At 71.4% G+C, this 25,443-nt stretch carries 22 protein-coding genes and 1 tRNA gene; 8 read left to right on the forward strand and 15 right to left on the reverse strand.

Annotated elements, in window-relative coordinates; all coding sequences use genetic code 11:
* Positions 1-34: 34 nt before the first annotated feature.
* Positions 35-2,389 (reverse strand): immune inhibitor A domain-containing protein, encoded by a 2,355-nt coding sequence (locus tag ACFYZ4_RS23830; protein ID WP_351294541.1) that lies wholly within the window; start codon positions 2,387-2,389, stop codon positions 35-37.
* A 472-nt stretch (positions 2,390-2,861) separates the two neighbouring features.
* Between ACFYZ4_RS23830 and ACFYZ4_RS23835 the strand changes: the two genes are divergently transcribed.
* Positions 2,862-3,176 (forward strand): hypothetical protein, encoded by a 315-nt coding sequence (locus ACFYZ4_RS23835; RefSeq protein WP_390784768.1) that lies wholly within the window; start codon positions 2,862-2,864, stop codon positions 3,174-3,176.
* A gap of 94 nt (positions 3,177-3,270) precedes the next feature.
* On the opposite strand, the gene ACFYZ4_RS23840 is transcribed toward ACFYZ4_RS23835, so the two are convergent.
* Both ACFYZ4_RS23840 and ACFYZ4_RS23845 read right to left on the reverse strand, forming a co-directional pair.
* Positions 3,271-3,984 (reverse strand): RDD family protein, encoded by a 714-nt coding sequence (locus ACFYZ4_RS23840; protein ID WP_351294547.1) that lies wholly within the window; start codon positions 3,982-3,984, stop codon positions 3,271-3,273.
* A gap of 572 nt (positions 3,985-4,556) precedes the next feature.
* Positions 4,557-5,900, reverse strand: a complete 1,344-nt coding sequence (locus ACFYZ4_RS23845; protein WP_384344690.1) for an RDD family protein — start codon at positions 5,898-5,900, stop codon at positions 4,557-4,559.
* 257 nt (positions 5,901-6,157) lie between these two features.
* Here ACFYZ4_RS23845 and ACFYZ4_RS23850 point away from each other — a divergent pair, with 257 nt between their 5' ends.
* Complete coding sequence (locus ACFYZ4_RS23850; RefSeq protein WP_351297376.1) at positions 6,158-6,637, forward strand: SsgA family sporulation/cell division regulator; 480 nt, start codon at positions 6,158-6,160, stop codon at positions 6,635-6,637.
* A 44-nt stretch (positions 6,638-6,681) separates the two neighbouring features.
* Here ACFYZ4_RS23850 and ACFYZ4_RS23855 read toward each other — a convergent pair whose 3' ends face one another.
* Positions 6,682-8,064, reverse strand: a complete 1,383-nt coding sequence (locus ACFYZ4_RS23855; RefSeq protein WP_390784769.1) for an FAD-binding oxidoreductase — start codon at positions 8,062-8,064, stop codon at positions 6,682-6,684.
* A gap of 125 nt (positions 8,065-8,189) precedes the next feature.
* Between ACFYZ4_RS23855 and ACFYZ4_RS23860 the strand changes: the two genes are divergently transcribed.
* Positions 8,190-9,722 (forward strand): tetratricopeptide repeat protein, encoded by a 1,533-nt coding sequence (locus tag ACFYZ4_RS23860; RefSeq protein ID WP_390784770.1) that lies wholly within the window; start codon positions 8,190-8,192, stop codon positions 9,720-9,722.
* 136 nt (positions 9,723-9,858) lie between these two features.
* On the opposite strand, the gene hppD is transcribed toward ACFYZ4_RS23860, so the two are convergent.
* Positions 9,859-11,013, reverse strand: coding sequence for a 4-hydroxyphenylpyruvate dioxygenase (gene hppD / locus ACFYZ4_RS23865; RefSeq protein WP_351297367.1), 1,155 nt, complete (start codon positions 11,011-11,013; stop codon positions 9,859-9,861).
* A gap of 141 nt (positions 11,014-11,154) precedes the next feature.
* On the opposite strand from hppD, the gene ACFYZ4_RS23870 reads away from it, so the two are divergent.
* From ACFYZ4_RS23870 to ACFYZ4_RS23880, 3 genes are all read left to right on the forward strand, one after another.
* A complete protein-coding gene (locus tag ACFYZ4_RS23870; protein ID WP_351297364.1) occupies positions 11,155-11,634 on the forward strand; it encodes an Lrp/AsnC family transcriptional regulator in 480 nt (159 codons plus the stop codon).
* Between the two features lie 65 nt (positions 11,635-11,699).
* Positions 11,700-12,302, forward strand: a complete 603-nt coding sequence (locus ACFYZ4_RS23875; RefSeq protein WP_390784771.1) for an ArsR/SmtB family transcription factor — start codon at positions 11,700-11,702, stop codon at positions 12,300-12,302.
* Between the two features lie 60 nt (positions 12,303-12,362).
* Positions 12,363-13,694 (forward strand): MFS transporter, encoded by a 1,332-nt coding sequence (locus ACFYZ4_RS23880; RefSeq protein ID WP_390784772.1) that lies wholly within the window; start codon positions 12,363-12,365, stop codon positions 13,692-13,694.
* Here the strand turns inward: ACFYZ4_RS23880 and ACFYZ4_RS23885 are convergent.
* The 6 genes from ACFYZ4_RS23885 to ACFYZ4_RS23910 form a co-directional block, all read right to left on the reverse strand.
* Positions 13,633-14,430 carry a S16 family serine protease gene (locus tag ACFYZ4_RS23885; protein ID WP_351297355.1) on the reverse strand — a complete coding sequence of 266 codons (798 nt, stop codon included), beginning with the start codon at positions 14,428-14,430 and terminating at the stop codon, positions 13,633-13,635. The genes ACFYZ4_RS23880 and ACFYZ4_RS23885 overlap by 62 nt on opposite strands.
* A 160-nt stretch (positions 14,431-14,590) precedes the next feature.
* The gene (locus tag ACFYZ4_RS23890; RefSeq protein WP_007264382.1) at positions 14,591-15,232 is read right to left on the reverse strand and encodes an IclR family transcriptional regulator; all 642 of its coding nucleotides are present in this window, start codon (positions 15,230-15,232) and stop codon (positions 14,591-14,593) included.
* A 448-nt stretch (positions 15,233-15,680) separates the two neighbouring features.
* The gene (locus tag ACFYZ4_RS23895; RefSeq protein ID WP_351297352.1) at positions 15,681-17,465 is read right to left on the reverse strand and encodes a DEAD/DEAH box helicase; all 1,785 of its coding nucleotides are present in this window, start codon (positions 17,463-17,465) and stop codon (positions 15,681-15,683) included.
* Between the two features lie 115 nt (positions 17,466-17,580).
* Positions 17,581-17,997 (reverse strand): type II toxin-antitoxin system death-on-curing family toxin, encoded by a 417-nt coding sequence (locus tag ACFYZ4_RS23900; RefSeq protein WP_390784773.1) that lies wholly within the window; start codon positions 17,995-17,997, stop codon positions 17,581-17,583.
* On the reverse strand, positions 17,994-18,194 hold the full coding sequence (locus ACFYZ4_RS23905) for a hypothetical protein (RefSeq protein ID WP_351297349.1): 201 nt from the start codon (positions 18,192-18,194) through the stop codon (positions 17,994-17,996). The genes ACFYZ4_RS23900 and ACFYZ4_RS23905 overlap by 4 nt, the downstream gene beginning before the upstream one ends.
* 213 nt (positions 18,195-18,407) lie before the next feature.
* On the reverse strand, positions 18,408-19,859 hold the full coding sequence (locus ACFYZ4_RS23910) for an MFS transporter (RefSeq protein WP_390784774.1): 1,452 nt from the start codon (positions 19,857-19,859) through the stop codon (positions 18,408-18,410).
* Positions 19,860-20,040: 181 nt separating this feature from the next.
* Here ACFYZ4_RS23910 and ACFYZ4_RS23915 point away from each other — a divergent pair.
* Positions 20,041-20,112, forward strand: a tRNA-Cys gene (locus ACFYZ4_RS23915).
* A 340-nt stretch (positions 20,113-20,452) separates the two neighbouring features.
* On the forward strand, positions 20,453-21,478 hold the full coding sequence (locus tag ACFYZ4_RS23920; RefSeq protein ID WP_351297343.1) for a hypothetical protein: 1,026 nt from the start codon (positions 20,453-20,455) through the stop codon (positions 21,476-21,478).
* Positions 21,479-21,515: 37 nt separating this feature from the next.
* Here ACFYZ4_RS23920 and ACFYZ4_RS23925 read toward each other — a convergent pair whose 3' ends face one another.
* The 4 genes from ACFYZ4_RS23925 to ACFYZ4_RS23940 form a co-directional block, all read right to left on the reverse strand.
* Positions 21,516-22,073 carry a hypothetical protein gene (locus ACFYZ4_RS23925; protein ID WP_390784775.1) on the reverse strand — a complete coding sequence of 186 codons (558 nt, stop codon included), beginning with the start codon at positions 22,071-22,073 and terminating at the stop codon, positions 21,516-21,518.
* Complete coding sequence (locus tag ACFYZ4_RS23930) at positions 22,070-22,261, reverse strand: hypothetical protein (RefSeq protein ID WP_390784776.1); 192 nt, start codon at positions 22,259-22,261, stop codon at positions 22,070-22,072. Before ACFYZ4_RS23930 ends, ACFYZ4_RS23925 begins: the two co-directional genes overlap by 4 nt.
* A 323-nt stretch (positions 22,262-22,584) precedes the next feature.
* Positions 22,585-23,124, reverse strand: a complete 540-nt coding sequence (locus tag ACFYZ4_RS23935) for a hypothetical protein (protein ID WP_390784777.1) — start codon at positions 23,122-23,124, stop codon at positions 22,585-22,587.
* Positions 23,124-25,406 (reverse strand): hypothetical protein, encoded by a 2,283-nt coding sequence (locus ACFYZ4_RS23940; RefSeq protein WP_390784778.1) that lies wholly within the window; start codon positions 25,404-25,406, stop codon positions 23,124-23,126. Before ACFYZ4_RS23940 ends, ACFYZ4_RS23935 begins: the two co-directional genes overlap by 1 nt.
* Positions 25,407-25,443 lie beyond the last annotated feature (37 nt).

The raw sequence follows: 25,443 nt of genomic DNA on the forward strand, positions 1-25,443 counted from the left end.
GGCCGATCATGCTTTGACCTGCGGCTTTACCGAATTACTTCGAGGAGGGACCCACCTCGACGGTCATGACCTCACCGTCGTAGGTCTCCTTCAGGATCTTGATCTTGGTGTTGGTGTCAGTGACCTTCACCGATCCGGTCGGGTTCTCGTCGTAGAAGTACTTGCCCTTGTGGTCGTCGAAGACCAGGTTGGCGGGCTTGGGCTTCAGGAAGAGCGACTCGCCGTTCTTGTGCAGCGTGAACGCGTCCGTCGAGTAGGCGCTGAAGGTAGCGTCGTACGGCTGGATCTTGTTCCGCAGCAGGGTGCCGTCGGCCCACTTCATGGGCTTGGCGTTGGCGTCGATCGGGAGGATCAGACCCTGGCCCGGGTGGACGCTGGTGTTGTTGTCCTTCTGGCTGGTGTCCCACTGCCAGATGAGCAGGCCGTCCTGGTACGGGTAGTGCTCGACCCAGTCGGGCTTGGTGTTGCCGAAGCCGAAGTTGTACGGGCCGACCTTGAGGGTCTTGTCGTACGAGACGTAGCGGCGGTTCTCGGCCAGGTAGTACTGCGCGTACTCCTTGGTGAAGTTGGCGCCGATGCGCGAGAAGCCCTTGCCGGTCCAGCCGTTGTCGCCGTTCTCGGCGCCGTCGGTGAACAGCGCGGAGCCGTCCGCGGTGAGGGTCACGGCGTCGGCGGTGAAGCCCTTGCCGCCCGCGCCGCCGTCCGTCTGGTAGCGGAAGCGGAGGTCGACCTTCTTGCCCGCGTAGGCGTCGAGCGGGAAGTTCAGGTTCTTCCAGGCACCCGAGACACCGGTGAGCGACGGGCTGCCGGAGGCGTCGGCCGGGATGGCCGTGCCGTCGGCGGTGCCGGCGAGGGCGGTCCAGGTGGCGCCGCCGTCCGTGGACACCTCGGTGTAGAGGTAGTCGTAGTCGGCCTCGATGTCCCACCAGCCCTTGAGGGACAGCGCGGCGGACGTCTTGCCCGTCAGGTCCACGGAGCGGGTGAGGGTGTTCTTGAGGTCGTCACCCATGCCGCTCCACCACTGGGCGGAGCCCTCGGCGGGCGCGACGACGTCCGTCTGGACCTTCTTCTTCGGCAGCTCGACGACCAGGGCCTGCTTGTCCTTGGTGTTGAACTCCGACACGCCCAGCTTGTGGGTGGACTTCGTCGCGGCCTTCGCCGTGTCGTAGTTCAGCCAGCCCAGCTGGAGCTTGTCCCAGGCGGTCATGTCGCCCGGGAGGTCGCCTATGGAGTCCTTGCCGGTGCCGAGCCAGGAGCCGGCCGACATCAGGGACCAGAAGCCGACGCTGTTCTCGCCGCCACCGGTGGTGTCGTAGAGGTCGGGCAGGCCGAGGTCGTGGCCGTACTCGTGCGCGAAGACGCCGAGGCCGCCGTTCTCGGGCTGCATCGTGTAGTCGCCGACCCAGATGCCGGTGTCACCGATCTGGGTGCCGCCGGCCTTGTTGTTGTCCGGGCCGGTCTTGCCCGCCGCGGTGCCGTAGGCGTACCAGCGGTGCGCCCACAGCGCCGTCGTGCCCTGCACGCCGCCGCCGGCCGACTCGTCCTCGCCCGCGTGGACGATCTGGAAGTGGTCGATGTAGCCGTCGGGCTCGTTGAAGTTGCCGTCGCCGTCGAAGTCGTAGCGGTCCCACTGGTCGTACTGGGCCAGCTGCGCCTTGATCTGCGCGTCGGTCTTCCCGGCCTTCTTCTGGGCCTGCGTCCACGCGGCGACGCCGTCCTTGACGGTGTCCCACACGTTGGAGCAGTTGGTCTGGCCGCAGTAGTTGGAGCCGTAACGACCCTCGTTGTACGGGACCTTGACCCAGTCGGCGACCTCGCCCTCGACCGAGTAACGGCCCGAGGAGGTCTTCTCGTAGTAGGTCTTCAGCGAGTCCTTGCCCTGACCCGTCGCGAAGTACAGCTCCTGGAAGTACTCGCGGCTGAAGTCCTTGCGCCAGGCGGTGCTGTTGTCCTTCGCACGGTCCGGCTGGGCGATCGTGTTGTGCAGCGGACCGGGGGTGCCGCCGTACTTCGGGACCGCCGGCTGCGGGCCGGGGCCGTCCGGGTCGTACATGGTCGTGTTGTCGACCTGGTCGCCGAACTCGACGAGGATCGTGAAGATCTTGTCGGTCCGCTCGCGGCCGAGCTCGACGTACTTCTTGTCGTCGAGCTTGACGACCTTCGAGGCGCCGCGCTGCTCGACGCCCTTCTTGCCCTGGAGCACCTGGTCCAGGGCGGCCTTGCGCTGCTGGGCCTGCTGCTCGCTGAACGGGCCCTTCAGGTCGTGCTCGACGACCTTGGCGGGAGCGGTCGGGTCCTGCCGGTCGGCCGCCGGGGCGGCCGGACCCTTACCGTCGGCCTGAGCCGCGGTGACGGTGAAGAAGGTGGCGCTCGTCGCACAAGCAGCCATGGTCACGGTGACGGCGGCAGCACGGATTGCACGCCGTCGGGCGGAATTGCTGGTCACTTGATGTCGTTCCCCTCCCGCGGCCGCGACGTAGGTCGGAACTTCTCCATAGGAGTGGGGGGTTCCGCGCGGCGCGCGTCTCAAGTGACGACATTTGACCGGAGGGAAGCAAGAAAAGACAGACCTTGACTTGTCCCTTACAACTGCACTATGCGGTCAGGTAGTTCCGCTATCCGGACGTTCCGCAGCCTTACGGGGCGAAGGGCCCTTCCCGGCCCCGCCGGAGGTCCGTCCCGTCCCCATTTCCCCCTCCGGCATGGCGCGGAAAATGATCCCGTGCGCCCCCCGTGCTCCGGCACCGTGTGTTAGGTCACGCTTACCGGCGGTTCCTCTCGGGCATCTCCCGTCGTAGAGTCACTCGACGCGCGACCTAGTTGAGCCGACTCCCCCTCCCCTCCCGAGGACGGATACCGCCATGCCGCGTCCGACTGCCGCACAGCTCGCCTACGGGTCCGCCACGGTCATCGTGTCGACGATCGCCATGCTGCTGCTGTCGCAGACGAGTACCGGGCTCGGGGTCGCGGTCATCTCCGCAGCCGCGCTCGCCCTGGGTCTGCTCGTCGCCCTCACCGTGCCCGCGCCCCGGCGCCGCGGCCGTCACGCGGCCCGTACGGGGGCCTCCTCGGCCCCCGCGCCCGCCGCCGGGCCCGCCTCCCACGAGGGTGCGACGCCGGCCGCCCGGGTGCCCGATCCCTGGACCGCCGAAGCCGAACACCCCGTCCACCACTGAGACTTCGCCCGGCGCGGGGTGCGCTTGAGCACGACGCGGCGCGGGCGGCCGCCCCGGAGGACGGCCGCCCGCGCCGTGTCGTGCTGCCTGCGCGCTAGGTGGTGGCCTGGACCACGACCGTTTTGGCGACCTTGTCGTGCAGGCCCTGCTTGTACGGCTTGTCGACGAGGATCGAGACCACCAGGGCGATCGGCCACAGGCAGAAGCAGCAGATCAGCGTCGGCAGCCAGAGCACGGCGGCGCGGCTCAGCGCCGCGTTGGAGCTCGGCACGCTGCCGTCGTTGAGCATCGCGACGCGCAGGCTCAGTGCCTTCTTGCCGACCGTCTGGCCGCTCTTCCTCGTGAACCACCAGTCGTAGCCGACGTACGCGACGATCGAGATCAGTGTCATCACCAGGCCGCTGCCGCTGTACGACTTGGAGATGACCTCGCTGACGTCCTCGCCCCGGTCCGTCTCGACCATGTAGCGGTTCGTGCCGAAAGCCAGCTGGATGAGGAACAGCGGTACGGCGACGATCAGCACGTCGATGATGCGCGCGGCGAGCCGCCTGCCGAAGTCGGCGAGCGGGGGCATCCCGGCGAGCGGATCGGGCATGCCGTGGCCGCCGCCGCCGCTGCCGTACGGGTCACCGCCGCCGTACGGGGGCGGCGGCGGGGGCGGGGGCGGCGGGTAACCGCCGCCGGGGCCTCCCGGGGGCGGCGGGGAATCGTACGGCGAACCGCCCGACGGAGGCGTCGGTTCCTGGGGCTTCTTGAGGAACGGGTCTTCCTCGGGCGGCTCGGCCGGCGGCGGCTGGTCGGTACTCATGGCCCGAGTCGAACCCGGCTCCGTCACCCCCGCAACGGGACGGCGTCCGTTCGGGGGAGCCGCCTGTCGGCTGCCGCTCGGCTGCGCCGCTCGGGCGGGGGTCGGGCGGCTCCGCCGCTCGGGCCGGGCTTCGGGCGGGGCCGGTTGGGCCGGGGCCGGGCGCCGATTGGCTGCGCCGCTCGGGCTGGGTATGTGGGGGGGCCGGTTGTGCCGGGGCCGGGCGCGCGCCGGGGTGTCTCCTCGGACGCCGAACGTGTCGAGGGGTCGGAGAGTTCGGCCCCGAGGCGTTCGGCGCCCTGCGGGGATCACCCCGACACACACCCGACCCCGCCCCAACCGGCCCGGCTGCTACCCAGCCCGGCGACCTTTCGCCTGCGCCGCCCCAATCTGGCCTGGCCGCACACATTCAGCCTCTGCCGCGCAATCCAGCCCCTCCGGCGTTTGAGGAGCGGGTCCGGGCGGAGCCCGGCGGGGTGCGGGGCGGAGCCCCGAGCTTTGGCCGCGCCATCCGGCCCCGCCCGCGCAATCCAGCCCCTCCGGCGATTGAGGAGCGGGGGTGCGGGGCGGAGCACCTAGCGGGCTACGTAGGTGCCTGCGGCCTTGTCGTGCCAGGTCTGGCGGCGCGGGCGGTCCACCAGGCACCAGAGGCTGCCGGGGAGGCCGAGGAGGGCGTAGACGAGCCAGCGGCGCAGGGCCGCGCCGAAGGTGGGCGGGCGGAGGGTGGCGGTGGCCAGCACCCGCACGCCGAGCAGCTTCTTGCCCGGGGTGCGGCCCCAGCACGCGGTGGGCAGCGCCTCGTACAGCACCCCGAAGAGGAAGACGGCGCCGAGGACCAGGCCCAGGTGGCCGGCGATGGTCGTGTCGAACAGCCAGACGGTGGTGGTGCGTCCGCTCGCGCGGGCGGCATCCACCTTGGCCTGCACGTGGGCGGTGGCCTCGGGGAGGAGGGGCCGGGCGACGGCGGCCGCGACGGCGGTGAGGACGAGGGAGTCCAGTGCGCGGGCCACGAATCTGCGGGTCAGCCCGGCGGGGCGGACGGCCCGGTCGGCCATCCGCTCGAAGACGGCCCGGGGCGTACCGCCGCCCGCCGGGCGGGACGGGCGGTCGCTCTCGGACCCGCGCGGCTCCCAGCCCTTGGCGCGGGGCTCGGCCGGGGCCGCCGGCTCGGGGGTCGGCACCTTCGGGCGGACGCCCGCGGGCCGCGGCGCCCACACCTCGTGCCGGGGTGCCTCGGCGGGCTGCGCGGTGCCGGGGCGGGGAGCCGCGGGGAGCCCGGCCTCCGGGCCGGGATCGGCCGGGGCGGCGGGCCGGGAGGGCGCGGGGGCGGGCGCCGGGGCGGCGGCGGCCGCTGCCCCGGGCCAGGAGGAGGTGGCTCCGGACACTCCGGCTCCGGGCGCGTCGGGCCATGCGGGGGCCGGAGCGGGGACGGCGGGGGCGGGCGCCGGGGCGGGGGCCGGGGCCTGCGCGGCCGGGGACCGCGCCGACAGGATGCCCATGGAGGCCGCGGGCGGGCGCGCGGGCGCCGCCGCGGCAGCCGGCGTACGGGCCAGGGAGATGCCCGCCGGGCGGGCCGCGGCCTGGCCGGGCTCGGGCTCGGGTTCGGCCGGGCTGCCCCACGAGACCCGGTGGTCGCGGGGCCCGCCGAAGCCGGCCTGGTGCAGCGGGTCGGCCTGCCACACCGCGGGTTCCGGTTCGCGTTCCGGTTCTCGTACGCGGACCGGTTCGGGTTCGGGCAGTGCCTCGGTCACGGAGGTCTCGTCCAGGAACACCGGCCCCGTCTCCTGGACGGGCGCGGGCCGGCTGGTGCCGGGCACCCAGGCGGCGCCGTTCCAGTACCGGATGTACCCGGGGATGGACGGATCGGGGTAGTAGCCCTCGCGGGCCGCGTGCTCGCCGTCACCAGGGGAGGCCGTCATGTCCCCAACTCCGATCGTGGCTTGAGGCTTCTGCAAGGGAGGACCATAGCCAAGAACCTCGGCCCGACAGGTCCGGTAACGGGAGAATCCAAGCCATTGAGCGAACCTCACGCCCCACGGCGGATTTCGGTCAGCCGACAGAATTCGGCCAATCTGCGATTCGTTGCCGGAACTCGCGTCATACCCGGGCACATCGGCGCTCTCTCGGGATGTGGGGCGCCATCAGGCCCTGCGCACCGAACCGAAGTGAGGCCGCCATGCACCACCCCGTCATCGAGCGCGAGCTGGAACTGAAGCTGGTCCTGTCCCCCGAGCGCAGCATCCCCGTCCCGGCGCGGCTCCTCTACCTGTCCGACGACCCGTACGCCGTCCACATCACCTTCCACACCGGCTCCAGCACCCCCGTCAACTGGACCTTCGCCCGCGAGCTGCTCGTCGAGGGGGTGTTCCGCCCCTGCGGCCACGGCGACGTCCGGATCTGGCCCACCAAGGTCGACAACAAGTCCGTGCTCTGCATGGCGCTCAGCTCCCCCGACGGCGACGCCCTGCTGGAGGCCCCCGCCGGTTCCGTGTCGGCCTGGCTGGAGCGCACCCTGCGCGTGGTGCCGCCCGGCACCGAGGCCGAGCGGCTCGGCCTGGACGCGGCCCTGGCCGAGCTGCTCACCCCGACGCCCGCCGACGACCTGTGGCTGCGCGACCCGTGGCCGTCGGACGAGTCGGCGGACGGGGACCTGTGATGGCGGACGGTCCCGGCCGCGTACGACCGACCGCGGAGCCGGTGTCAGAAGAGCTTGCCCGGGTTGAGCAGCCCCAGCGGGTCGAAGGCCTGTTTGACGGCGCGCTGCATCTCCAGTCCCACCGGGCCGAGTTCGCGGGCCAGCCACTCCTTCTTCAGGATGCCGACCCCGTGCTCTCCGGTGATGGTCCCGCCCAGCTCCAGCCCCAGCGCCATGATCGCGCCGAAGGATTCGCGGGCCCGCCGCGTCTCGTCCTCGTCTGCGGGGTCGAAGCAGACGATCGGGTGGGTGTTGCCGTCCCCGGCGTGCGCCACGACTCCGATGAGCAGGTCCTGGGTACGGGCGATGGCGGCCGTCCCGTCCAGCATCTCGGCGAGCCGCGAGCGCGGTACGCAGACGTCGTCGATCATCGTCGCGGGCCGCAGGGCCTCCAGGGCGGGGAAGGACATCCGGCGGGCCTGGAGCAGCAGTTCCGACTCCGCCTGGTCCTCGGCGGGCACGACGGCGGTGGCCCCGGCGGCGGTGCACAGCTTCCCCACGGCCGCGAGGTCGTCCGGGGCGTGCGGCGTGTCGAAGGCGGCCAGGAGCAGGGCCTCGGTGGTCTCCGGCAGGCCCATCCTGCCGAGGGCGTTGACGGCGCGGACGGTCGTACGGTCCATGAGTTCCAGCAGCGAGGGGGTCAGGCCCGCCTCCATGACGGCGCAGACGGCCTCGCAGGCCGCCGCGACGGAGGGGAACTCGGCGGCCAGCGCGAGCTGCCGGGGCGGCGCGGGCTTGAGGGCGAGGACGGCCTGGACGACGACGCCGAGGCTGCCCTCGGAGCCGACGAAGAGCCGGGTGAGGTCGTATCCGGCGACGCCCTTGGCGGTGCGGCGGCCCGTGCGCAGCAGCCGCCCGTCGGCCAGGACCACGTCGAGGCCGAGCACGTACTCGGCGGTGACCCCGTACTTGACGCAGCACAGGCCGCCCGAGGCGGTGCCGATGTTGCCGCCGATGGTGCACTGTTCCCAGCTGGAGGGGTCGGGCGGGTAGTACAGGCCCTGTTCGGCGACGGCGCGCGAGAGCACGGCGTTCACCACGCCCGGTTCGACGACGGCGATCCGGTCGACGGCGCTGACCTCCAGGATCCGGTCCATCTTCACCAGGGACAGCACGATGCAGCCGTCGGAGGCGTTGGCGCCGCCCGACAGGCCCGTACGGGCGCCCTGGGGGACGACGGGGATCCGTAGGGCGGTGGCGGTGCGCATGACGTGCCGGACCTGGTCGACGGTCCGGGGCAGTACGACGACGGCCGGGGTTCCGGCGGCGCAGAAGCTGGCCATGTCGGTGGCGTAGGAGGCCGTCACCTGGGGATCGGTGAGCAGGGCGTCGGCCGGGAGCCCTTCGAGGAGGTTCGCTCGCAGACGTGCGGTGAGATCGTCATCCATGGGACCAGCCTGGCACCCCGGTGGGGGCCCCTCCCAGTGGTCGTCGCGGGACCATCGGTGTGAACACGCCCGCGCCCCTCTTCGGGCACCTCTGTGAACTCTTCATATTGACGCACAGTGACCCCATGGACCGTATCGACGAGGAATCACAGACGCCGGCGCCGCCCGTGACCTTCACCGGCCGCAAGACGCTCGTGGCCGCCGCGGTCGCCGTGGTCCTGATCGCCGGGGCCCTGCTGATCCGCCCCGCCCGGACCGGTGACGACGCCCGCCCGCCGGGGCCGAGCGAACGCGCCGCGTCGGCGGTGGGCATGGGCGCGCCCGCGGCGGCGGTGGACGTGTCGGCGCTGGTGGCGGACCGGGAGAAGTGGGTCGCGCAGCACGCGGACGACGACGCCTCGTGGGCGGTCCTCGGCTCCGCGTACATCGAGCAGGGCCGGCGCACCGCGGACTCGGGCTGGTACCCGAAGGCGGAGAAGGCGCTGAAGCGCTCGCTGGAGGTCCGCCCGGCGGAGAAGGGCAACTTCGACGCGATGACGGGCATGGGCGCGCTGGCCAACGTCCGGCGGGACTTCGGGACCGCCAGGAAGTGGGGTGAGCTCGTACGGGCGCAGGCGCCGAAGCGGTGGACGGCGTACCCGGTGCTCGTGGACGCGTACACGGGGCTCGGCGACTACAAGGGCGCGCAGAAGGCGATGGAGCTGCTGCTGGAGCTGCGGCCTGGTCTGGCGGCGCACGTGCGGGCCTCGCAGGTCTACCGGGACCGCGGCTGGCGCGAGGACGCGGTGGTGTCGATGGAGGAGGCGGCGGGCGCGGCGAAGGCGCCGGCGGAGAAGGCGTACGCGCTGTTCCGGCTCGGGGAGCTGTCCTGGGAGCGGGGTGACGCGGCGGAGGCGCTGCGGCAGTACGAGGGCGCGCTGCGGACGGATCCGGCGCAGGCGGAGGCGCTGGGCGGCCGGGCCCGTGCGCTGGCCGCGCTGGGCCGTTCCGGGGAGGCGGTGCGGGACTACCGGCTGGCGCTGGGGCGGACCCCGATGCCGCAGCTGGCCAGGGAACTGGGCGAGCTGCTGGAGTCGCTGGGCCGGACGCAGGAGGCGCGCGTTCCGTACGACATGATCGGCTCGTTGGCGGCGCGGGACGGGCAGAACGGCGTCGACGACGACGTGGTCCTCGGCCTGTACGAGGCGGACCACGGGGATCCGGCGGCGGCGGTGCACCGTCTGTCGGAGGAGTGGTTGCGGCACAAGAGCGTGCAGGTGGCGGACGCACTGGGGTGGGCCCTGCACCAGGCGGGTGAGGACGCGGCGGCGCTGGAGTACGCGAAGAAGGCCACGGAACAGGGTCTGCGCAGCGCCGACTTCTCGTACCACCGGGCGATGATCGAGCGCGGCCTCGGTGATGTGGCGGCGGCCCGACGCCACCTCCAGGAGACCGCGCGGACGAACCCGCACTTCTCGCCGCTGCGGGGGCCGCTGGCCAAGGAGGCCCTGACGGTGATCGGCCAGCCGCCGCCGGGTGGCCCGGAGCACCTGCAGCCGGTCACTCCGTGGGTGGAGCCTGAGCTGCCCAAGCCGAATCCCAAGCCGAAGCCGAAGGCGGCGCAGGAACCGAAGGCGGCGCAGGAGCCGAAGGCGTCCCCTTCTCCGTCCGCTCGCTGACCGGCCGGACGGGCTGACCGGCCGGCGGCGTCGCGGCCCTCCCCTCACGGGGCCGCGACGCCGTCGGCCGGAACACGGGCGGGCCCCCCGGCACCGGCCGGGGGGCCCGAAGTCGCCGGGAGCGACCAGGACGGGGCTAGAGGTTGCCGCGCTTGTCCTGCTCGCGCTCGATCGCCTCGAAGAGCGCCTTGAAGTTGCCCTTGCCGAAGCCCATGGAGCCGTGGCGCTCGATGATCTCGAAGAAGACGGTCGGGCGGTCCTGCACCGGCTTGGTGAAGATCTGCAGCAGGTAGCCGTCCTCGTCGCGGTCGGCGAGGATCTTCAGCTCGCGCAGCTCGTCGATCGGCACCCGGGTGTCGCCGACCCACTCGCCGAGGGTGTCGTAGTAGCTGTCCGGGACGGACAGGAACTGGACGCCGGCCGCGCGCATCGAGCGGACCGTGGCGACGATGTCGTTCGAGGCGAGCGCGATGTGCTGGACGCCGGGGCCGCCGTAGAACTCCAGGTACTCGTCGATCTGCGACTTCTTCTTCGCGATCGCCGGCTCGTTGATCGGGAACTTGACCTTCTTGGTGCCGTCCGCGACCACCTTGGACATCAGCGCCGAGTACTCGGTCGCGATGTCGTCGCCCACGAACTCCTTCATGTTCGTGAAGCCCATGACCTTGTTGTAGAACGCGACCCACTCGTTCATCCGGCCCAGCTCGACGTTGCCGACGCAGTGGTCGATGGCCTGGAAGGTCCGCTTGGCCGGGGGCGCGACCATCGGCTCGACGGCCTCGTAGCCGGGGAGGTACGGGCCGGTGTAGTCGCCGCGCTCGACCAGCGTGTGGCGGGTCTGGCCGTACGTGGCGATCGCGGCCAGCACCACGGTGCCGTGCTCGTCCTTGACCTCGTACGGCTCGTCCAGGCCGCGGGCGCCCTGCTCGACGGCGTACGCGTACGCCGCGCGGGCGTCCGGGACCTCGATGGCGAGGTCGATCACGCCGTCGCCGTGTTCGGCGACGTGCTCGGCCAGGAAGCGGCCGTGGTCGGTCGACGGCTTGATGACCGAGGTCAGCACGAAGCGCGCGGAGCCGTTGGTCAGGACGTAGCTGGCCGTCTCGCGGCTGCCGTTCTCCGGTCCGGAGTAGGCCACGAGCTTCATGCCGAAGGCGGTCGAGTAGTAGTGCGCGGCCTGCTTGGCGTTGCCGACGGCGAAGACGACCGCGTCCATGCCCTTCACCGGGAAGGGGTCGGCCTCACGCGCGGTGTGCGGGGTGGTTTCGAGGTTCGCCAGGGACTCAGTCATGAGCGCAGAGTCCCGCCGATCCACAAGCTGCGCAATAGTTTCCTGTTTGGCTGTACAAGGTGACCAGTATGAGCGCAGGATGGCTGAAACATCTGTGCACTATGACCACCCACGGGCACGCGTGGGCACCCGGAGGCGTCCATGGGCATCGACGAACTCGACGGCCGGCTCATCGTCCTGCTCGCCCGGGAGCCCCGGATCGGGGTCCTGGAGGCCTCGCGGCGCCTCGGCGTGGCCCGCGGGACGGTGCAGGCCCGCCTCGACCGGCTCCAGTCGAACGGGGTCATCCGCGGGTTCGGCCCGCAGGTCGATCCGACGGCCCTCGGGTATCCGGTGACCGCCTTCGCCACGCTGGAGATCAAGCAGGGGCAGGGGGCCGACGTACGGGCCCACCTGGACGGGGTGCCGGAGGTGCTGGAGCTGCACACGACCACCGGGCACGGGGACATGCTGTGCCGGCTGGTGGCGCGGTCCAACGCCGACCTGCAGCGGGTGATCGACCGCGTCGTCGGGTTCGAGGGGATCGTCCGGGCGTCGACGGCGATCGTGATGGAGAACCCCGTACCCCTGCGGATCATCCCGCTGGTCGAGCAGGCGGCCGAGGACGACACCCGCCCCTGACGCCGCGCGGGAGGAGTTGCAAATAAATCCTTGCAGAGAAATCTTTGCAACTCTACCGTCGAGCCATGCCCGAGAACCCCGCAGCGCCCAACGTCCGCACGCTCGACGCCCGTTCACTGCGCGGCCTCGCCCATCCCCTGCGCATCCGCCTCCTGGGCGCCCTGCGCCACGACGGCCCCGCGACCGCCTCCCGGCTGGCCGACCGGTTCGGGGAGTCGAGCGGCGCCACCAGCTACCACCTGCGCCGGCTCGCGGCGTACGGGTTCGTCGAGGACGCGCCCGAGCACGGCAAGGGCCGCGAACGCTGGTGGCGGGCCGTGTACGACGCCACGGCGTTCGACGAGACGCTGACGCTCGACGAGGACCCGGCCGTGCGCGGCGCGGCGGACCTCTTCCTGCACGAGATCGCGACGATCCACACGCAGGAGCTGAGCACCTGGCTCGGCAACGCCCACACCTGGCCCCAGGAGTGGCGGCGCGGCGCGGACATGAGCGACTTCACCCTGCACCTGACCCCCGCGCAGAGCCACGAACTGATCCACAAGATGCACGACCTGATCAACAGCCATCGCGATCTGCCGGCCTCCGATGACACGAAGGCGGTCCGCTTCCACACGCACGCCTTCCCGCGCGAGACGGCCGGGGAACGGCCCCGCCGGGCCGAGTAGCGGCCCCGCCGCCCCGCCGCACCTGCCGCCCCCTCCCCCACTCATCTCAGGAGTCCTGCTGTGCACGCCTTGCTCCCCGACGGGCCGCCGCGCGCGGAGCGCCGTACGGACAAGCGCCCCCTGATCGCCGTACTGGCCGCCAACACCATCTCCATAGCCGGAAGTTCACTCACCCTCATCGGCGTCCCGTGGTTCGTGCTGCTGACCACCGGCAGCGCCGGCCGGGCCGGCGTCGTCGCCTTCTGCGCCACCCTGCCCGTCGTCGTGGCCGCCCTGGTCGGCGGCCCGGTCATCGACCGGATCGGCCGCCGCCGGGTCTCGGCCGCCTCCGACCTCATCAGCGGCCTGTCGGTCGGCGCGATCCCGCTGCTGCACCACGCGGGCGTGCTGGAGTTCTGGATGCTGTGCGCGCTGATGGCCCTCGGCGGCCTCGTGCACACCCCGGGCCTGACCGCCCGGGGCGTCCTCCTGCCGAACCTGGCCCAGCACGCCGGCACCACCGTCCCCCGGGCGGCCGGCCTCTACGACGCGGTCTCGCGCGGAGCCCGGATGATCGGGGCCGCCGTGGCCGGCGTACTGATCACGGCCTTCGGCGCCGAGACCGTACTACTGCTGGACGCGGCGACCTTCGGGGCGTCGGCGCTGCTGGTCGCCGTGTTCGTGCGCGGGGTCCCGGCCGCCGAGCCGCAACGGGCCGCCGGGAAGGTGTCCTTCGCGGCGTACCGCGCCGAACTGGCCGAGGGCTGGGCCTTCCTGGCCCGCTCCCGGCTGCTGATGGGCATCACGGTGATGGTCATGATGACCAACGGCCTGGACCAGGGCTGGTCCGCGGTGCTGCTGCCCGTGCACGGCCGGGACGTCCTCGGCGCGGCCACCACCCTCGGCCTGATGTTCTCCCTCTTCGGCGGCTTCGCGCTGCTGGGCGCCCTGTTCTACGGGATGTGGGGCGAGCGGTTCCCGCGCCGGGCGGTGTTCGCCGGGGCCTTCCTGCTCTCCGGGGCGACCCGGTACGTGGTGGCCGCCGTCACCGACACGCCGCTGCCGCTCGCGGTGACGATGGCCCTGTCCGGCCTGGGCGCGGGCATGCTCAACCCGATCCTGACCACGGTCATGTTCGAGAAGGTGCCGGAGGAGCTGCGCAGCCGCGTCGCGGGGGTGTCCACGGCGGGCTCTGAGCTGACCATGCCGCTGGGCGGACTGGCGGCGGGCCTGCTGGTGGACGGGTTCGGGGTCGGCCGGGCGCTGCTGCTGTTCGGCGGCACCTACCTGCTGACGACGCTCGCCCCGCTGGTCTTCCCGGCCTGGCGCGGCCTGGACCGGGGGCCGGCCGTCAGCAGGACGGAACGTCCTCTCCCCGCTTCAGAGCGCGCAGGGAGTTCACCGCGTCCGTGAGCGAGGTGACGGGGACGAGCCGCAGTCCCTCGGGAAGCTCCGACCGCGCGTCCGCGCACTCGGCCTTCGGTACGAGGAACACGCTCGCCCCGTCGCGCCGCGCGGCCTGGGTCTTCAGGGCCACCCCGCCGACCGCGCCGACCGTTCCGTCGGCGGTGATGGTTCCCGTACCGGCGATGTTGCGTCCGCCGGTGAGGTCGCCGCCGCTGCCGTCGCCGTCGAGCTTGTCGACGACGCCGAGGGAGAAGAGGAGGCCGGCGCTGGGGCCGCCGACGTCGGCGAGGTTGAGGTCGACCTTGACGTCCTTGGGGTCCTTGTGGAGATAGCCGAGCGCGGCGTCGGCGGCGGCCGACTGCGACTTGGCCATTTCCTCCAGGTTGTGCTTCTCGATCTCCTCGTCGCTTCCGCCCGAGGAGTAGACGGCCTCCTTGGGCATGACCGCCTGGTCGGTCTTGAACCAGTGGTCGACGAGCTCGTGCAGCCGCATGGTCGAGGACGGCCCGGTGGCCCGGATGGTGGTCATCCGCAGCTGGCCCTCGGTCTCCCGGACGGGCGCCCCGGTGACGGTGATGACCGGCTTGCCCTTGTCGGACCCGAGCACGTCGGCCGTGGGCCCGGGCACCGCGACCACGTAGGGCAACGGCGCGAAGGCCGCGGCGACGAACAACCCGACCACGGGCACGGCACAAACGGCCAGGGCAACGGGACGCGACAGACGTGTGAGGGCTGAGAGCACCCACCCAATCTATCCGCCCGCACGCAGGTCCAGCCTCGCCGGCGTTTGGGGCGCTCTTTCAGCCCCGCCGGCGTTTGAGGCGCGGGGGTCCGGGGGCAGCGCCCCCGGCAACGGCGCCGCACCCGCCCCCCACACCGCACCCGGCGAAAACCAGTCGAGCTCAGCGCAGCGCGTCGGCGACCTCGCGCGCCGCGTCCACCACCCTCGGCCCCACCCGCTCCGGCACCGCGTCCGCCAGCATGACGACCCCGACGCTGCCCTCCAGCCCGGTGATCCCCACGAGCGGCGCGGCAGCGCCACTCGCGCCCGCTTCGAGCTCGCCGTGCGTCAGCGTGTACCCGGGTTCGATGAGGGAGCCCTGACGGGCGGCCAGGATGGCCCGCCCGGCGGCCCCGCGGTCCAGCGGGTGGCGGAAGCCGGCCCGGTAGGCCACGTGGTAGTCCGTCCAGGTCGGCTCCACGACGGCGACGGCGAGCGCCTCGGTGCCGTCGACGAGGGTCAGGTGGGCGGTGGCCCCTATGTCCTCGGCGAGGGAGCGCAGCGCGGGCAGGGCCGCCTCGCGTACGAGGGGATGCACCTGCCGGCCCAGCCGCAGTACGCCCAGACCGACGCGGGCCCGGCCGCCGAGGTCGCGGCGGACCAGGGCGTGCTGTTCGAGCGTGGCGAGGAGCCGGTAGACCACGGTGCGGTTCACACCGAGGCGGTTGGAGAGCTCGGTGACGGTCAGACCGTGGTCGGTGTCGGCGAGCAGTTTGAGGACTCTGAGCCCTCTGTCGAGAGTCTGGGAGGTTTCCGCGGTCACGACGCCTCTCCCTCTTTCGGTGAGCGGCGGTGACTCTCGGGGTGGAACGCCGCCGGTCCCGCGGCGGCGCACGGAGAGGCCGCCGGTAGCGGCCATGGCACCGGCTGCGCTCCCGCGGCGGCGCTGCCACGGTGCGTTCGATGCGGGGACAGTAGCGAGCGGGTCCGCTCAGCGGAAGGGCTCGTCCAGAATCCGGGCGCGCGCTACCTGTTTGTGCCGGTTCCTGATCGCAACCGGTGTCGATTCGTAACCTCATTTTGCACAGGAGACCTTCGCCGCCCCACGACCGCCAAGGGCGGCACCGCCGACCGCGTCCCGTACGGGTCCGGGGCGGTCACGGAGGACGGGGTCCGTGCACGGGGTCCGTGCGATGCTCCGCACGGACCCCGTCCCCGTTCTGTGTGAACCGTTCTGCGTGAACCGTTCCGCGCGAACCGTTCTCGTGGACTCACCGCATGCGGGTGGCCCACTCCTGCACCTTCTTGATCCGCTCGCGCAGCTGTCCCGCCGTCGCCTCCGCGCTCGGCGGCCCGCCGCACACCCGGCGCAGCTCCGTGTGGATCACGCCGTGCGGCTTGCCGCTCTGGTGGACGTACGCGCCGACCATCGTGTTCAGCGACTTCCGCAGTTCCAGCAGTTCCTTGTGCGAGACCACCGGCCGCCGCTCGGCCGGCAGCTCGAGCAGGTCGGCCTCGGTGTCCGGCTTGCGGCGGCTGTGCGCGATCTGCCGCGACTGCCGCTTCTGCAGCAGCATCTGCACCTGGTCCGGTTCCAGGAGTCCGGGGATGCCGAGGTAGTCCTGCTCCTCCTCGCTGCCCGGGTGCGCCTGCATGCCGAACTCGGCGCCGTCGTAGAGGACCCGGTCGAAGACCGCGTCGGACTCCAGCGCCTCGAAGGACATCTGCTCGTCCTCGCCGGTGTCCTCGTCCTCCTGCTTGTTCGCCTCGTCCATTTCCTTCTCGGACTCGGCGTACGGGTCTTCCTCGCCCTGCTTCTTCGGCTTGTCGAGGACGTGGTCGCGCTCGACCTCCATCTCGTTGGCGAAGCCGAGGAGGTAGGGAATGGTCGGCAGGAACACGGACGCGGTCTCGCCGCGCCTGCGCGAGCGCACGAAGCGCCCGACGGCCTGGGCGAAGAACAGCGGGGTCGAGATCGTCGTCGCGTACACGCCCACCGCGAGGCGCGGTACGTCGACGCCTTCGGACACCATCCGGACCGCGACCATCCAGCGGCTGCCGTCCTCGCTGAACTCGTCGATCCGCTTCGACGCACCGGTGTCGTCGGAGAGCACCACGGTGGCCTTGCTGCCCGTGATCTCCCGCAGCAGCTTCGCGTAGGAGCGCGCCGAGTCCTGGTCTGAGGCGATGACGAGGCCGCCCGCGTCGGGGATGCCCTTCCTGACCTCCGTCAGCCGCCGGTCGGCGGCGCGCAGCACGTTCGGCATCCAGTCGCCGCGCGGGTCCAGCGCGGTGCGCCAGGCCTGCGAGATGGCGTCCTTGGTCATCGGCTCGCCGAGCTTGGCGGCGATCTCGTCGCCCGCCTTGGTGCGCCAGCGCATGTTGCCGCTGTAGGAGAGGAAGATGACGGGCCGGACGACGCCGTCGCCGAGCGCGTTCCCGTAGCCGTAGGTGTAGTCGGCGGACGACCGGCGGATGCCGTCGTTCCCCTCCTCGTACGCGACGAAGGGGATCGGGTTCGTGTCGGACCGGAAGGGCGTGCCGGTCAGCGCGAGGCGCCGGGTCGCCGGGTCGAAGGCCTCCAGGCAGGCCTCGCCCCAGGACTTCGAGTCACCGGCGTGGTGGATCTCGTCGAGGATGACGAGGGTCTTGCGCTGCTCGCAGCGGTTGCGGTGCAGCATCGGGCGCACGCCGACACCGGCGTAGGTGACGGCGACCCCGTGGTAGTCCTTGCTGAGCGGTCCGGCGGAGTACTCGGGGTCCAGCCGGATGCCTATCCGCGCTGCGGCTTCCGCCCACTGCTTCTTCAGGTGTTCGGTCGGCGCGACCACGGTCACCTGCTGGACCACGTGGTGGTGCAGCAGCCAGGAGGCGAGGGTCAGCGCGAAGGTGGTCTTGCCTGCGCCCGGGGTGGCGACCGCGAGGAAGTCCCGCGGCTGCTTCTCGATGTACCGGTCCAGCGCTCCCTGCTGCCAGGCGCGCAGTTTGCCCGCCGTACCCCAAGGGGCGCGGCCGGGGAAGGCGGGTGAGAGGTGGTGGGAGGCGGTAGTAGTCACGGTCTCCGGTTCGTCGCTCTCGGCAGTCGTACGTAGGACAACCGGGCCACCTTACCGGGACGGGCCCGCCCCTCGCGGAGGGACAGGCCCGTGACCTCGCGCGGTGCGGCGAGCGTCACACCGGAGGGCGGAGCAGTGCCCTCAGCCGGCCGGTGATGCGTGCGACGTCCGTCTCGTGCCCGGCCGCCACGTCGATGACCAGTGCGTAGGCGGCCTCCTGGTCGACGTCGCCCGGGTCGGCCCCGTTCACGGCGAGGAAGGTGGCCGCGGCGAGCCAGGCGGTGCGCTTGTTCCCGTCGACGAGGGGGTGGTTCGTCGCGATGCCGTGGAGCAGCGCGGCGGCCTGCTCGTACGGGTCCTCGTAGGCCGGGGTGCCGAACATGCGGGCCCGGGGCCGGTGCACGGCCGACTCCAGCAGCCCGGCGGCGCGCAGTTCGACGGGCTGGTCCTGGGCCAGGCAGGCGTGCCGGGCCAGGTCGAGGACCTCGGCGAGCGTGAGGTGGCGCACCGGGACGGCGGCGGCGGCGCTCATGCGCCGAGCCGCTTCAGCAGGGGCGCGTGCCGCTGCGCGAGGCGCAGCGCCTCGGCCCCGACGCGATCCCGCTCGGCCCTCAGGTGCGCCCGTACGGCGTCCAGCGCGAGCTCCTCGGGCGACTGGCCGGTGGCATCGGCGAGGTCGGCGCACTCCGCGCGCTCGGCGTCGGACAGTCGGATGACCAGCTCGTTCATGCCCGCCACGCTAGTGCAGCCGCCGACCCTGAGGCAGCCGATTTCCCTGCGCTCACGCTTCGCACGCTTCGGCGTTGCTCTGCGCTCGCGCCTCGGCGTTGCGCAGCGCTCAGACCTCTGCCGTGCCCGGCACTCACGGCTCGGCCCGGCCCGGCACTCACGGCTCGGCCCGGCCCGGCACTCGCGCCGCGCACGCCCCGGGGTGCCCGGCGCTCAGGCCTTGGCGGGCTCCAGCCGGGTCGCGACCCACGCCCCCACCAGGGCCACGCAGGCCATCGGCAGGAACACCACCACGAAGGCGGCGGGGTGCGAGGCCGACGCCCCGTCCGTCAGGGCGTGGGAGGCGCCGACGGCTCCGCCGCCCAGCGCGGCGAAGGCGGCGCCGCCGCCCGCCAGCAGCACCACGTTCGCCAGCGCGTCCGAGATCTGCAGCGCGGCGGAGTTCGCGCCCGCCTCCTCCGGCGCCGACAGCTTCAGCAGCAGCACGCTCGTGGAGCCGATCACCAGCCCCATGCCCAGGCAGCCGACCGCCCAGGCCAGCGCCAGCGTCCACACCGGCACGGACTCGATGAGCACGGCGGGGGCCGCGGCGATGGCCAGCGCCACCATGACCATCCCGCCCACCATCAGCCTTTCCCGGTACGGGGCCATCCGCCCCTTCGACTGCACCCACGAGCCGCCCGCCCAGGTGAGCCCGCCCAGCGCGAGCGAGAACCCGGCCAGCGTCGGGCTCAGCCCCCGCTGGGTGACCAGCATCAGCGGGACGAAGCTCTCCGCCGCGATGAACGAGCCCGCGGCCACCCCGCGCAGCAGCACCACGGACGGCAGTCCGCGCCGCGCCAGGTACGTCCCGCGCGGCAGCAGCCCGAGCACGGCGGGCACCAGCAGGGCCGCGCCGGCGATGCCCGGCAGCAGCGACAGCCACCGCAGGTCCTGGGCGGCGTACTGGAGCAGCGCCGCACCCAGCGAGATCCCGAGGGCCAGCCGGATCCGCCGCCGGTCGAAGGCCGCGGGCGGCGCGTCCGGGTCGACGGGCCCGGACGCGGTCCGGCGTATCGCCGGCAGGGCCACCACCAGCGGCACGACGACGAGGGCCGGTATCCCGAGGAACACCCACCGCCACCCGAGGTGTTCGGTGACGGTCCCCGAGGCCAGCGGCCCGACGATGGACGGGACCACCCAGCTCGCGGCGAAGGCGGCCATGATGGCGGGGCGCAGCCGCTCCTCGTAGGCCCGGCTGACCACCACGTACAGGGCGACGATGACCAGCCCGCCGCCGAAGCCCTGCACGGCCCGGCCGAGCACGAACACCCACATGGCCCCGGCGGTCCCGGACACCACGAGCCCGGAGGCGAACGAGGCGATGCCGACGGTCAGCGGCCGCAGCGGCCCCTGCCGGTCGGCCCACTGCCCGGACAGGACCATGCCGAAGAGGCTGGTCGTGAAGTAGGCGGAGAAGGCGAAGGCGTAGAGCCCGATCCCCTCCAGCTCGCGGGCGGCGACGGGCATGGCGGTGCCCACGGCGGTGGCCTCGAAGGCGATGAGGAAGACGACGGAGATGATCCCGATGCTGAGCGTCCGGTACGCGGGCCCGAGCACGCCGCCCTGCTGCAGGGGCGGGATCGGCTCGGTTCGCTGGGGCACGCGGGGCTCAAGGGCACTCATCGCCCCAGCGTAAGGTGCGTAGCCGCGGATCGACCCTGTCTATTCGACGGATCCCGCCTCCTCCTGGAGACCTAGGTCGTCGGGTCACTGTGAACGCGGCATGGCAGTCGTGTTACACCCGCCGCGGAACCCTTCCCGCTCCCCCGCGGCCCCCGTACGGTCGTGCACATCACCACCTCACAGCCGTGTGCCCGAGTGGTTGAGGGACTCGCCTGCAAAGCGGGTTACGCCGGTTCGATTCCGGTCACGGCTTCGCGGCGAGCCGCTCGGGGGCAGGCGCACCCCCGAGCGGCTTTCGCCTTGTCCGGCTCGTGTTCCCGAGGTCACGCCGAACCTGCGCGCACTCCGTGTCGTCCCGGGTGTGGCCGGCAACCACGGCGTCCCGGCAGCGGAGCAGCCGGTGGGCCATCCAGAGCACCTGCGCTGCGGTCGTCCGGCGGCCTGCGCGTCCCGTTTCGTGTTCAAGAAGCTGCACCGAACCTCGACGGGGCGAACCAGCGGCAAAACGCCTCCGCCCTGCACGTCGGCCTGGAATGATGGCGCCTCTTGATCCCAGCTGCCATGCCGGTCAGGCATCGCGCATAGGAGGAGCTATGACGCAGCTGCTCACTGATCCCATCATCAAATCCGCCGCCATCGCGGGGTTCGCCACATTCTTTCTGGCGGCCGTAATCTCCGATATCGGCACGAGACGCACCGTGAGACGAGAAGTTTTCGATGGAATTGAGCCCGCGCCTCCGTTAGGGCTCCTCGACATGCTTCGCCGCTCTTCTAAGATATCGTCCCCGGATGCGTCGCGCGAATTCCTCCGCGACCACATGCAACAGATGAAGCAGTGGAGAACCGAGAACCTCTCCCGTACGGCACTGAACACAAAACTACGTCTCGGATTCAGCACGATCCAGGGCTCCATCAATTTCGGGCTGGCCGTCGCCTGCTGCGTGATGGCGCTCAGCGATCCGCTTGACAGCATCGACGAGTGGCTCCCGATGGCCCTCAGCGACCGAGGGCGCGCGCTGGACAGTTTGACAGAGCAAGTGTCCAACGGATCGCTGATCCTGCGCATCACCACCCTGCTTGTCGCACTGACGGCAACGATTCGCTATTCCGCTCAAGTGCGTGCCCTGTTCAAGAACAAAGGGCCGGCCGCAACCCTCTGGAGAGAGATGCGGCAGCTGAACCTGACCAACGCCCAAGGGGGCGTCTTCCTTTCCGCGCTCACGCTCATGTGGCTACTCCAAGGCCGCGGAATACATGGCGTATGGATGGCCGTGCTGTCCTATGCCTTCGCGTTCTTCATCGACGACTGGATCATCATCAGCGAGTACAGCGTCAGGATGAATGTTCCGGCGCTCCCCCTCCACAAATGGCGACTACGGTTCGCATACATCTGCCTGCTGACCCCCAGCCTTGCGCTCGCCTGGAATGAATTCGGCCGGTGGGGAGTAGCCGTCATGGCATGGTTCATCATGTCGTTGACGGGTGTTTCCCTCGCGCACCGCCGAGCGAATGAGGGAGTGATCTGGCCGAAGCGAGGAATCCCTCAGCAGCAGAGCGAACCAGCGCCGGTGAGCAGGAACCGGCGAGCGAAGACAGCTCAGGCCAGACGTAGGTCATGAGCCGGGCACCCGGCACCTTCCCCGTCCGGCCGCCGGCTCATGAGCTGCCGCACCGGGTCTGCTGTTTCGCGTAGTCGGCGTACTTCTTCATGAGCGCGGCGAGCACCGGGCGCGAGTCGCCGGGCTTCTTCCCGTCGACGGATCCACTCAGCCACAGCTCCAGCTCGAAGGAGTCCGTGGCCCCCTTGCAGGACAGCAGGGCGGCGGCTCCGGTGTTCCACACCTTGCCGTTCTCCACCGCCGGGATCGGCTCGGCGTTCACCTTCTCCAGCGGCCAGTGCACCCCCTGCCCGAGGGGCTGGCGCTCTGCCGTGGCAAGCAGTCCACTCTTGCCGTCGACGTAGACGTTGCAGGTCACGCCGGGCCGTTGCGCGTTCAGTCGGAGGTCGTAGGGGGAGTCGACCATGACCTCGTCGCCCCTGCCCAGCAGGGGCGCCAGCTCGTCCGGCGTGAAGGCGCCGAAGCACGTCTCGGGCCGCACCTTCGAGGCGGCCAAGGGTTTCTGCTCCTCGGCGCAGCCGGAGAGGAGGGCGAGGGCCACGGCGAGGGCAGCCGAGACCACCGGCGTACGGGCAGCAGTGCCGATGCCGGTCACGGCGCTGCGGCCGGCAGTCCCGCGGGCTGCTCGGGCAGCTCGCCGCCATCCCGGCAGCCCAGTTCCTTGGCCAGGGCGCGGGCGGCGGAGTGCGCGATGACCAGGTAGTCGTTCCCGAGCTCGGCCTTCCAGGAGCCCTGCTCCCACTGGCTCGGTGCCGGACCCGCATCCCGCGAGCAGGAGCGCACCCGCCACGAGCCCCGAGAGCCGCGCCGTCCGTGTCCTCGTACAAGCCATTCCTCGCCCCTTCTCCGCACCGGTCCTTCGGGCTGTGCGCCGTTCACGGCGTGCCGGCCGCCGATGCCACCTGGTCGCGTCCGGCCGAATGGCCGTTGGTGGTCTCCCGGGAGGCGGCTCCGGCCAGCACGTCGATGTCCGTCCGCGACAGCCCTGTCAGGGACTCGCCCGCACAGCGGGTTACGCCGGTTCGATTCCGGTCACGGCTTCGCGGCGGGCCACTCGAGGACAGGCGCACCCCCGAGCGGCTTTCGCCTTCCCCGGCCGCGCCGCCTCAGACGCCGCACCCGGTCTGCTCCTTCGCGGACTCCAGGTACTTCGTCATGAGCTCGGTGAACAAGGCTCGCGATGTGCCGGGCTTCATGTGCTCCACAGAGCCGCTGAGCCCGAGCTCGAGCTCGAACGAGTCCTGGGGTCCCTTGCAGGTGAGGGCGACGCGGGCACCCGTCTGCCACACGTTGCCCTTGTCGCCGAGGGGAAGCGGATCCGGTGCGGGGTCGGTGGGGGGCCAGTGGACCTCCTGCCCCAGGGGCCGGCGTGTGGCCGAGACGAGGACCCGCCCCTGGCCGTCTACGTAGACGTTGCACGTGGCCCCGGGGCGCTGCACGGTCAGACGGGCATCGACAGGCCCGGAGACCTCCACCGTGTCCCCGTAGCCCATGAGGGGCTCCAGGTCAGACCGGGTGAAGACGCCGAAGCAGGTGCGCTCCGGCAACTGCGGGGCGGCCTCCTTCTTCTCCTGCGCGCACCCGGTCAGCGCTGCCGCCGCGACCAGGGAGACTGCGAGCACGAGGGACGTACGGGCGCTGCGCATCAGGAGCCGCCGTTCGACGTGACGACCTGGCCACGGCCGACCGCGTGGGCGTTCGCCGTCTGCGTCGAAGCCAAACCGGCGAGGGCGTCGATGCTCCGCTGGTTCATGCCCGTCCCCTCCGCGGCCTTGCGAACCGATTGCTCTGCGGACAGGCCAGCCTCCAACTGGGCTTGCGTGTAGTCAAGCACGGCCTTGTGATCGGCCTCGCCTTTCTTGTCGGCCTGGTCCTTCGTCGCCCGTTCGACCACGCCCTCCGTGATGTCTTCCTGAAGCCACTCCACGACGTCACCGGCAAGCGGCACCATTTCCAGGTACTTGCCACCTGCCGCCGTGATGACACGGTTGACCCACTTGGCGTTGTCCTCGACGCCTTTGACGTACTCCTCCGCCTTGTGGCCGTTCTCTGTGAAGGTGCCCTCGGCCCTGGCCTCGGAGAGGATGCCCGCAATCTGACCACCGGGGTGCACGGCGACCGTGATCGCCGCGTCGATCTCCTCGTACTCGTTCCGGTGCGCGATGACATCGTTGATGAGCGTCGTCGTGAACGCCCGCTGGGCATTGGTGATGGCGCCGTACGCGTCCGGGTCCTGGCCCACTGCTCCGATGAACGCCGCCATGTCGGCCTTGTTGAACACGGCCATCTCACCATTGGCCTTGATCATCCGGCTGCTGTTTTCCGCCGACGCCTGGATGTCCGGCATGTACTCCGCCGCCATCTGGCCGAAGTGCCCGGACAGCCCGTTCAGGGGCCCCTCCGGCTCGCCCGGCTCCGCGTCGACCAGTTCCGGCTTGTCGCCGATCTTCTCGACGACGCGTTCCATGACGGCCGCCATCTCCTTGGTGTGCGCGACGGGCGGGGAGTCCTCGTCGCCCGGGCTCCGGTGGGAGACCGCCGCCATGAGGGCGTCGCCGAGCGCCTGCTGGGCCGGGTGGAGTTCGCCGGTCCTCGTGATGTCGAAGCTGTCCATGTACGGCTTCTTGTCGAGCATGTAGTCGACCATGCCGCGGTCCTTGCCGTGCTGGCCGCCGACCGGCTTGTCGTCCTTCGTGACGATGCCGTCCTTGTTGCTGTCCTCGCGTACCGGCTCGTTGAAGAAGGCCGTCGCCGCGTCCGGGTTGTTGCCCAGCGCCTCCATCAGCCCGGTCAGCGGGTAGAAGCCGCGCCCGTCCCCGCCCTGGCTGAGGACCGACTCCATGCCGTACGGGGTGTGGAACTCCCAGGCCTGCGGATCCTTCCGGTCCATGGCGACCATGTCGCGGCCGACCGAGGTCAGGAACTCCGTGTCGTACTTGCCCTCGCGGAGCAGCGCGCCGAGTGCCTGGTAGCCGTAGATCTGCCGGACGCCGCCGAACACGTCCATCTCCTTGCGGCCCGCCTTCATCAGCTGGGTCGTCCAGGCGGCGTCGAGGTGGTGGGGCACGTCCTTGTGCGTGGCGAGGCCGAGCATGGCACCCATGTCGCTCTGGATGTTCGCGACCATCAGCGCGCGGTCCTTGCCCGCCGGCCCGAGGCTCGTCGCGTCGAGAGACAGCTTGGAGTACATGTCGAGGGTGCCCTCGGCGCCGATCGTCCGGTAGAAGCCCGTCGAGAACTCGGGGTCCTCGCGGTTGTCGTCGAGCAGCTCCTCCAGCTCGCGCAGGGCCTCGACGTTGCGCGCCGTGCCGCCTGCGCCGGTGACCTTCTTCATCAGGTCGGCCGCGCGGGCCGCCTGTTCGGCGTCGAGCGTCTCGAACTTCGGCCCGCTGAAGTCGTGTTCGTCGGCTACGTTCGCCTGGAGGGCGCGGACCAGGGAGTCGTCGGCGTCCTGGACGTCCTCCACCGCCCGGTTCACCCGGGTCTGCCAGGCATTGCGGTTCGCGTTCAGGGTCTGCTGGTAGTCGGGGTCGTGCCGGGCCGCGTTCCGGTCCGCCTCGGTGGGCAGGGGGATCGCGGAGACCCGCCCGGTGGCATCGATCCGGAAACCGGCCGCCGGGGCCTCGGCGGCGAGCTTCTTCAGCTCGTCCTGGGCGGCCTTGAACGTCGCGTGCGCGTCGGCGAGGACCCGGTGCATGCCCTTGGCGGCCTTGGCCGCGTCCTCGAACTCCTTGGCCGTCTTGTCGACGAACCCGCGCGCCACCCCGGCGGTGACCCCGCTCCAGTCGGCCTTGTCGGCCTTCGCCTTCATGCCCGTACGAGCGGCCTCGGCCATCTCGTCCAGCTTGCCGGCCATCGCCGTCCAGTCGGTGACGGCCGTCTGGAGCTTGTCCAGCGGCGCGTTCATCACGTTCTCGTACGTCAGCATGCAGGCGCCCCGTCCACTTCGACTTCCACTTCGGCTT

The sequence above is a fragment of the Streptomyces sp. NPDC001513 genome, from assembly GCF_042894695.1.
GTDB lineage: Bacteria > Actinomycetota > Actinomycetes > Streptomycetales > Streptomycetaceae > Streptomyces.

Coding starts and splice junctions, on each gene's coding strand:
- ACFYZ4_RS23830 (WP_351294541.1), bottom strand. CDS start 2,389: ATGGCTGCTTGTGCGACGAGCGCCACCTTCTTCACCGTCACCGCGGCT.
- ACFYZ4_RS23835 (WP_390784768.1), top strand. CDS start 2,862: ATGCCGCGTCCGACTGCCGCACAGCTCGCCTACGGGTCCGCCACGGTC.
- ACFYZ4_RS23840 (WP_351294547.1), bottom strand. CDS start 3,984: ATGAGTACCGACCAGCCGCCGCCGGCCGAGCCGCCCGAGGAAGACCCG.
- ACFYZ4_RS23845 (WP_384344690.1), bottom strand. CDS start 5,900: ATGACGGCCTCCCCTGGTGACGGCGAGCACGCGGCCCGCGAGGGCTAC.
- ACFYZ4_RS23850 (WP_351297376.1), top strand. CDS start 6,158: ATGCACCACCCCGTCATCGAGCGCGAGCTGGAACTGAAGCTGGTCCTG.
- ACFYZ4_RS23855 (WP_390784769.1), bottom strand. CDS start 8,064: ATGGATGACGATCTCACCGCACGTCTGCGAGCGAACCTCCTCGAAGGG.
- ACFYZ4_RS23860 (WP_390784770.1), top strand. CDS start 8,190: ATGGACCGTATCGACGAGGAATCACAGACGCCGGCGCCGCCCGTGACC.
- hppD (WP_351297367.1), bottom strand. CDS start 11,013: ATGACTGAGTCCCTGGCGAACCTCGAAACCACCCCGCACACCGCGCGT.
- ACFYZ4_RS23870 (WP_351297364.1), top strand. CDS start 11,155: ATGGGCATCGACGAACTCGACGGCCGGCTCATCGTCCTGCTCGCCCGG.
- ACFYZ4_RS23875 (WP_390784771.1), top strand. CDS start 11,700: ATGCCCGAGAACCCCGCAGCGCCCAACGTCCGCACGCTCGACGCCCGT.
- ACFYZ4_RS23900 (WP_390784773.1), bottom strand. CDS start 17,997: ATGAGCGCCGCCGCCGCCGTCCCGGTGCGCCACCTCACGCTCGCCGAG.
- ACFYZ4_RS23905 (WP_351297349.1), bottom strand. CDS start 18,194: ATGAACGAGCTGGTCATCCGACTGTCCGACGCCGAGCGCGCGGAGTGC.
- ACFYZ4_RS23910 (WP_390784774.1), bottom strand. CDS start 19,859: ATGAGTGCCCTTGAGCCCCGCGTGCCCCAGCGAACCGAGCCGATCCCG.
- ACFYZ4_RS23920 (WP_351297343.1), top strand. CDS start 20,453: ATGACGCAGCTGCTCACTGATCCCATCATCAAATCCGCCGCCATCGCG.
- ACFYZ4_RS23935 (WP_390784777.1), bottom strand. CDS start 23,124: ATGCGCAGCGCCCGTACGTCCCTCGTGCTCGCAGTCTCCCTGGTCGCG.
- ACFYZ4_RS23940 (WP_390784778.1), bottom strand. CDS start 25,406: ATGCTGACGTACGAGAACGTGATGAACGCGCCGCTGGACAAGCTCCAG.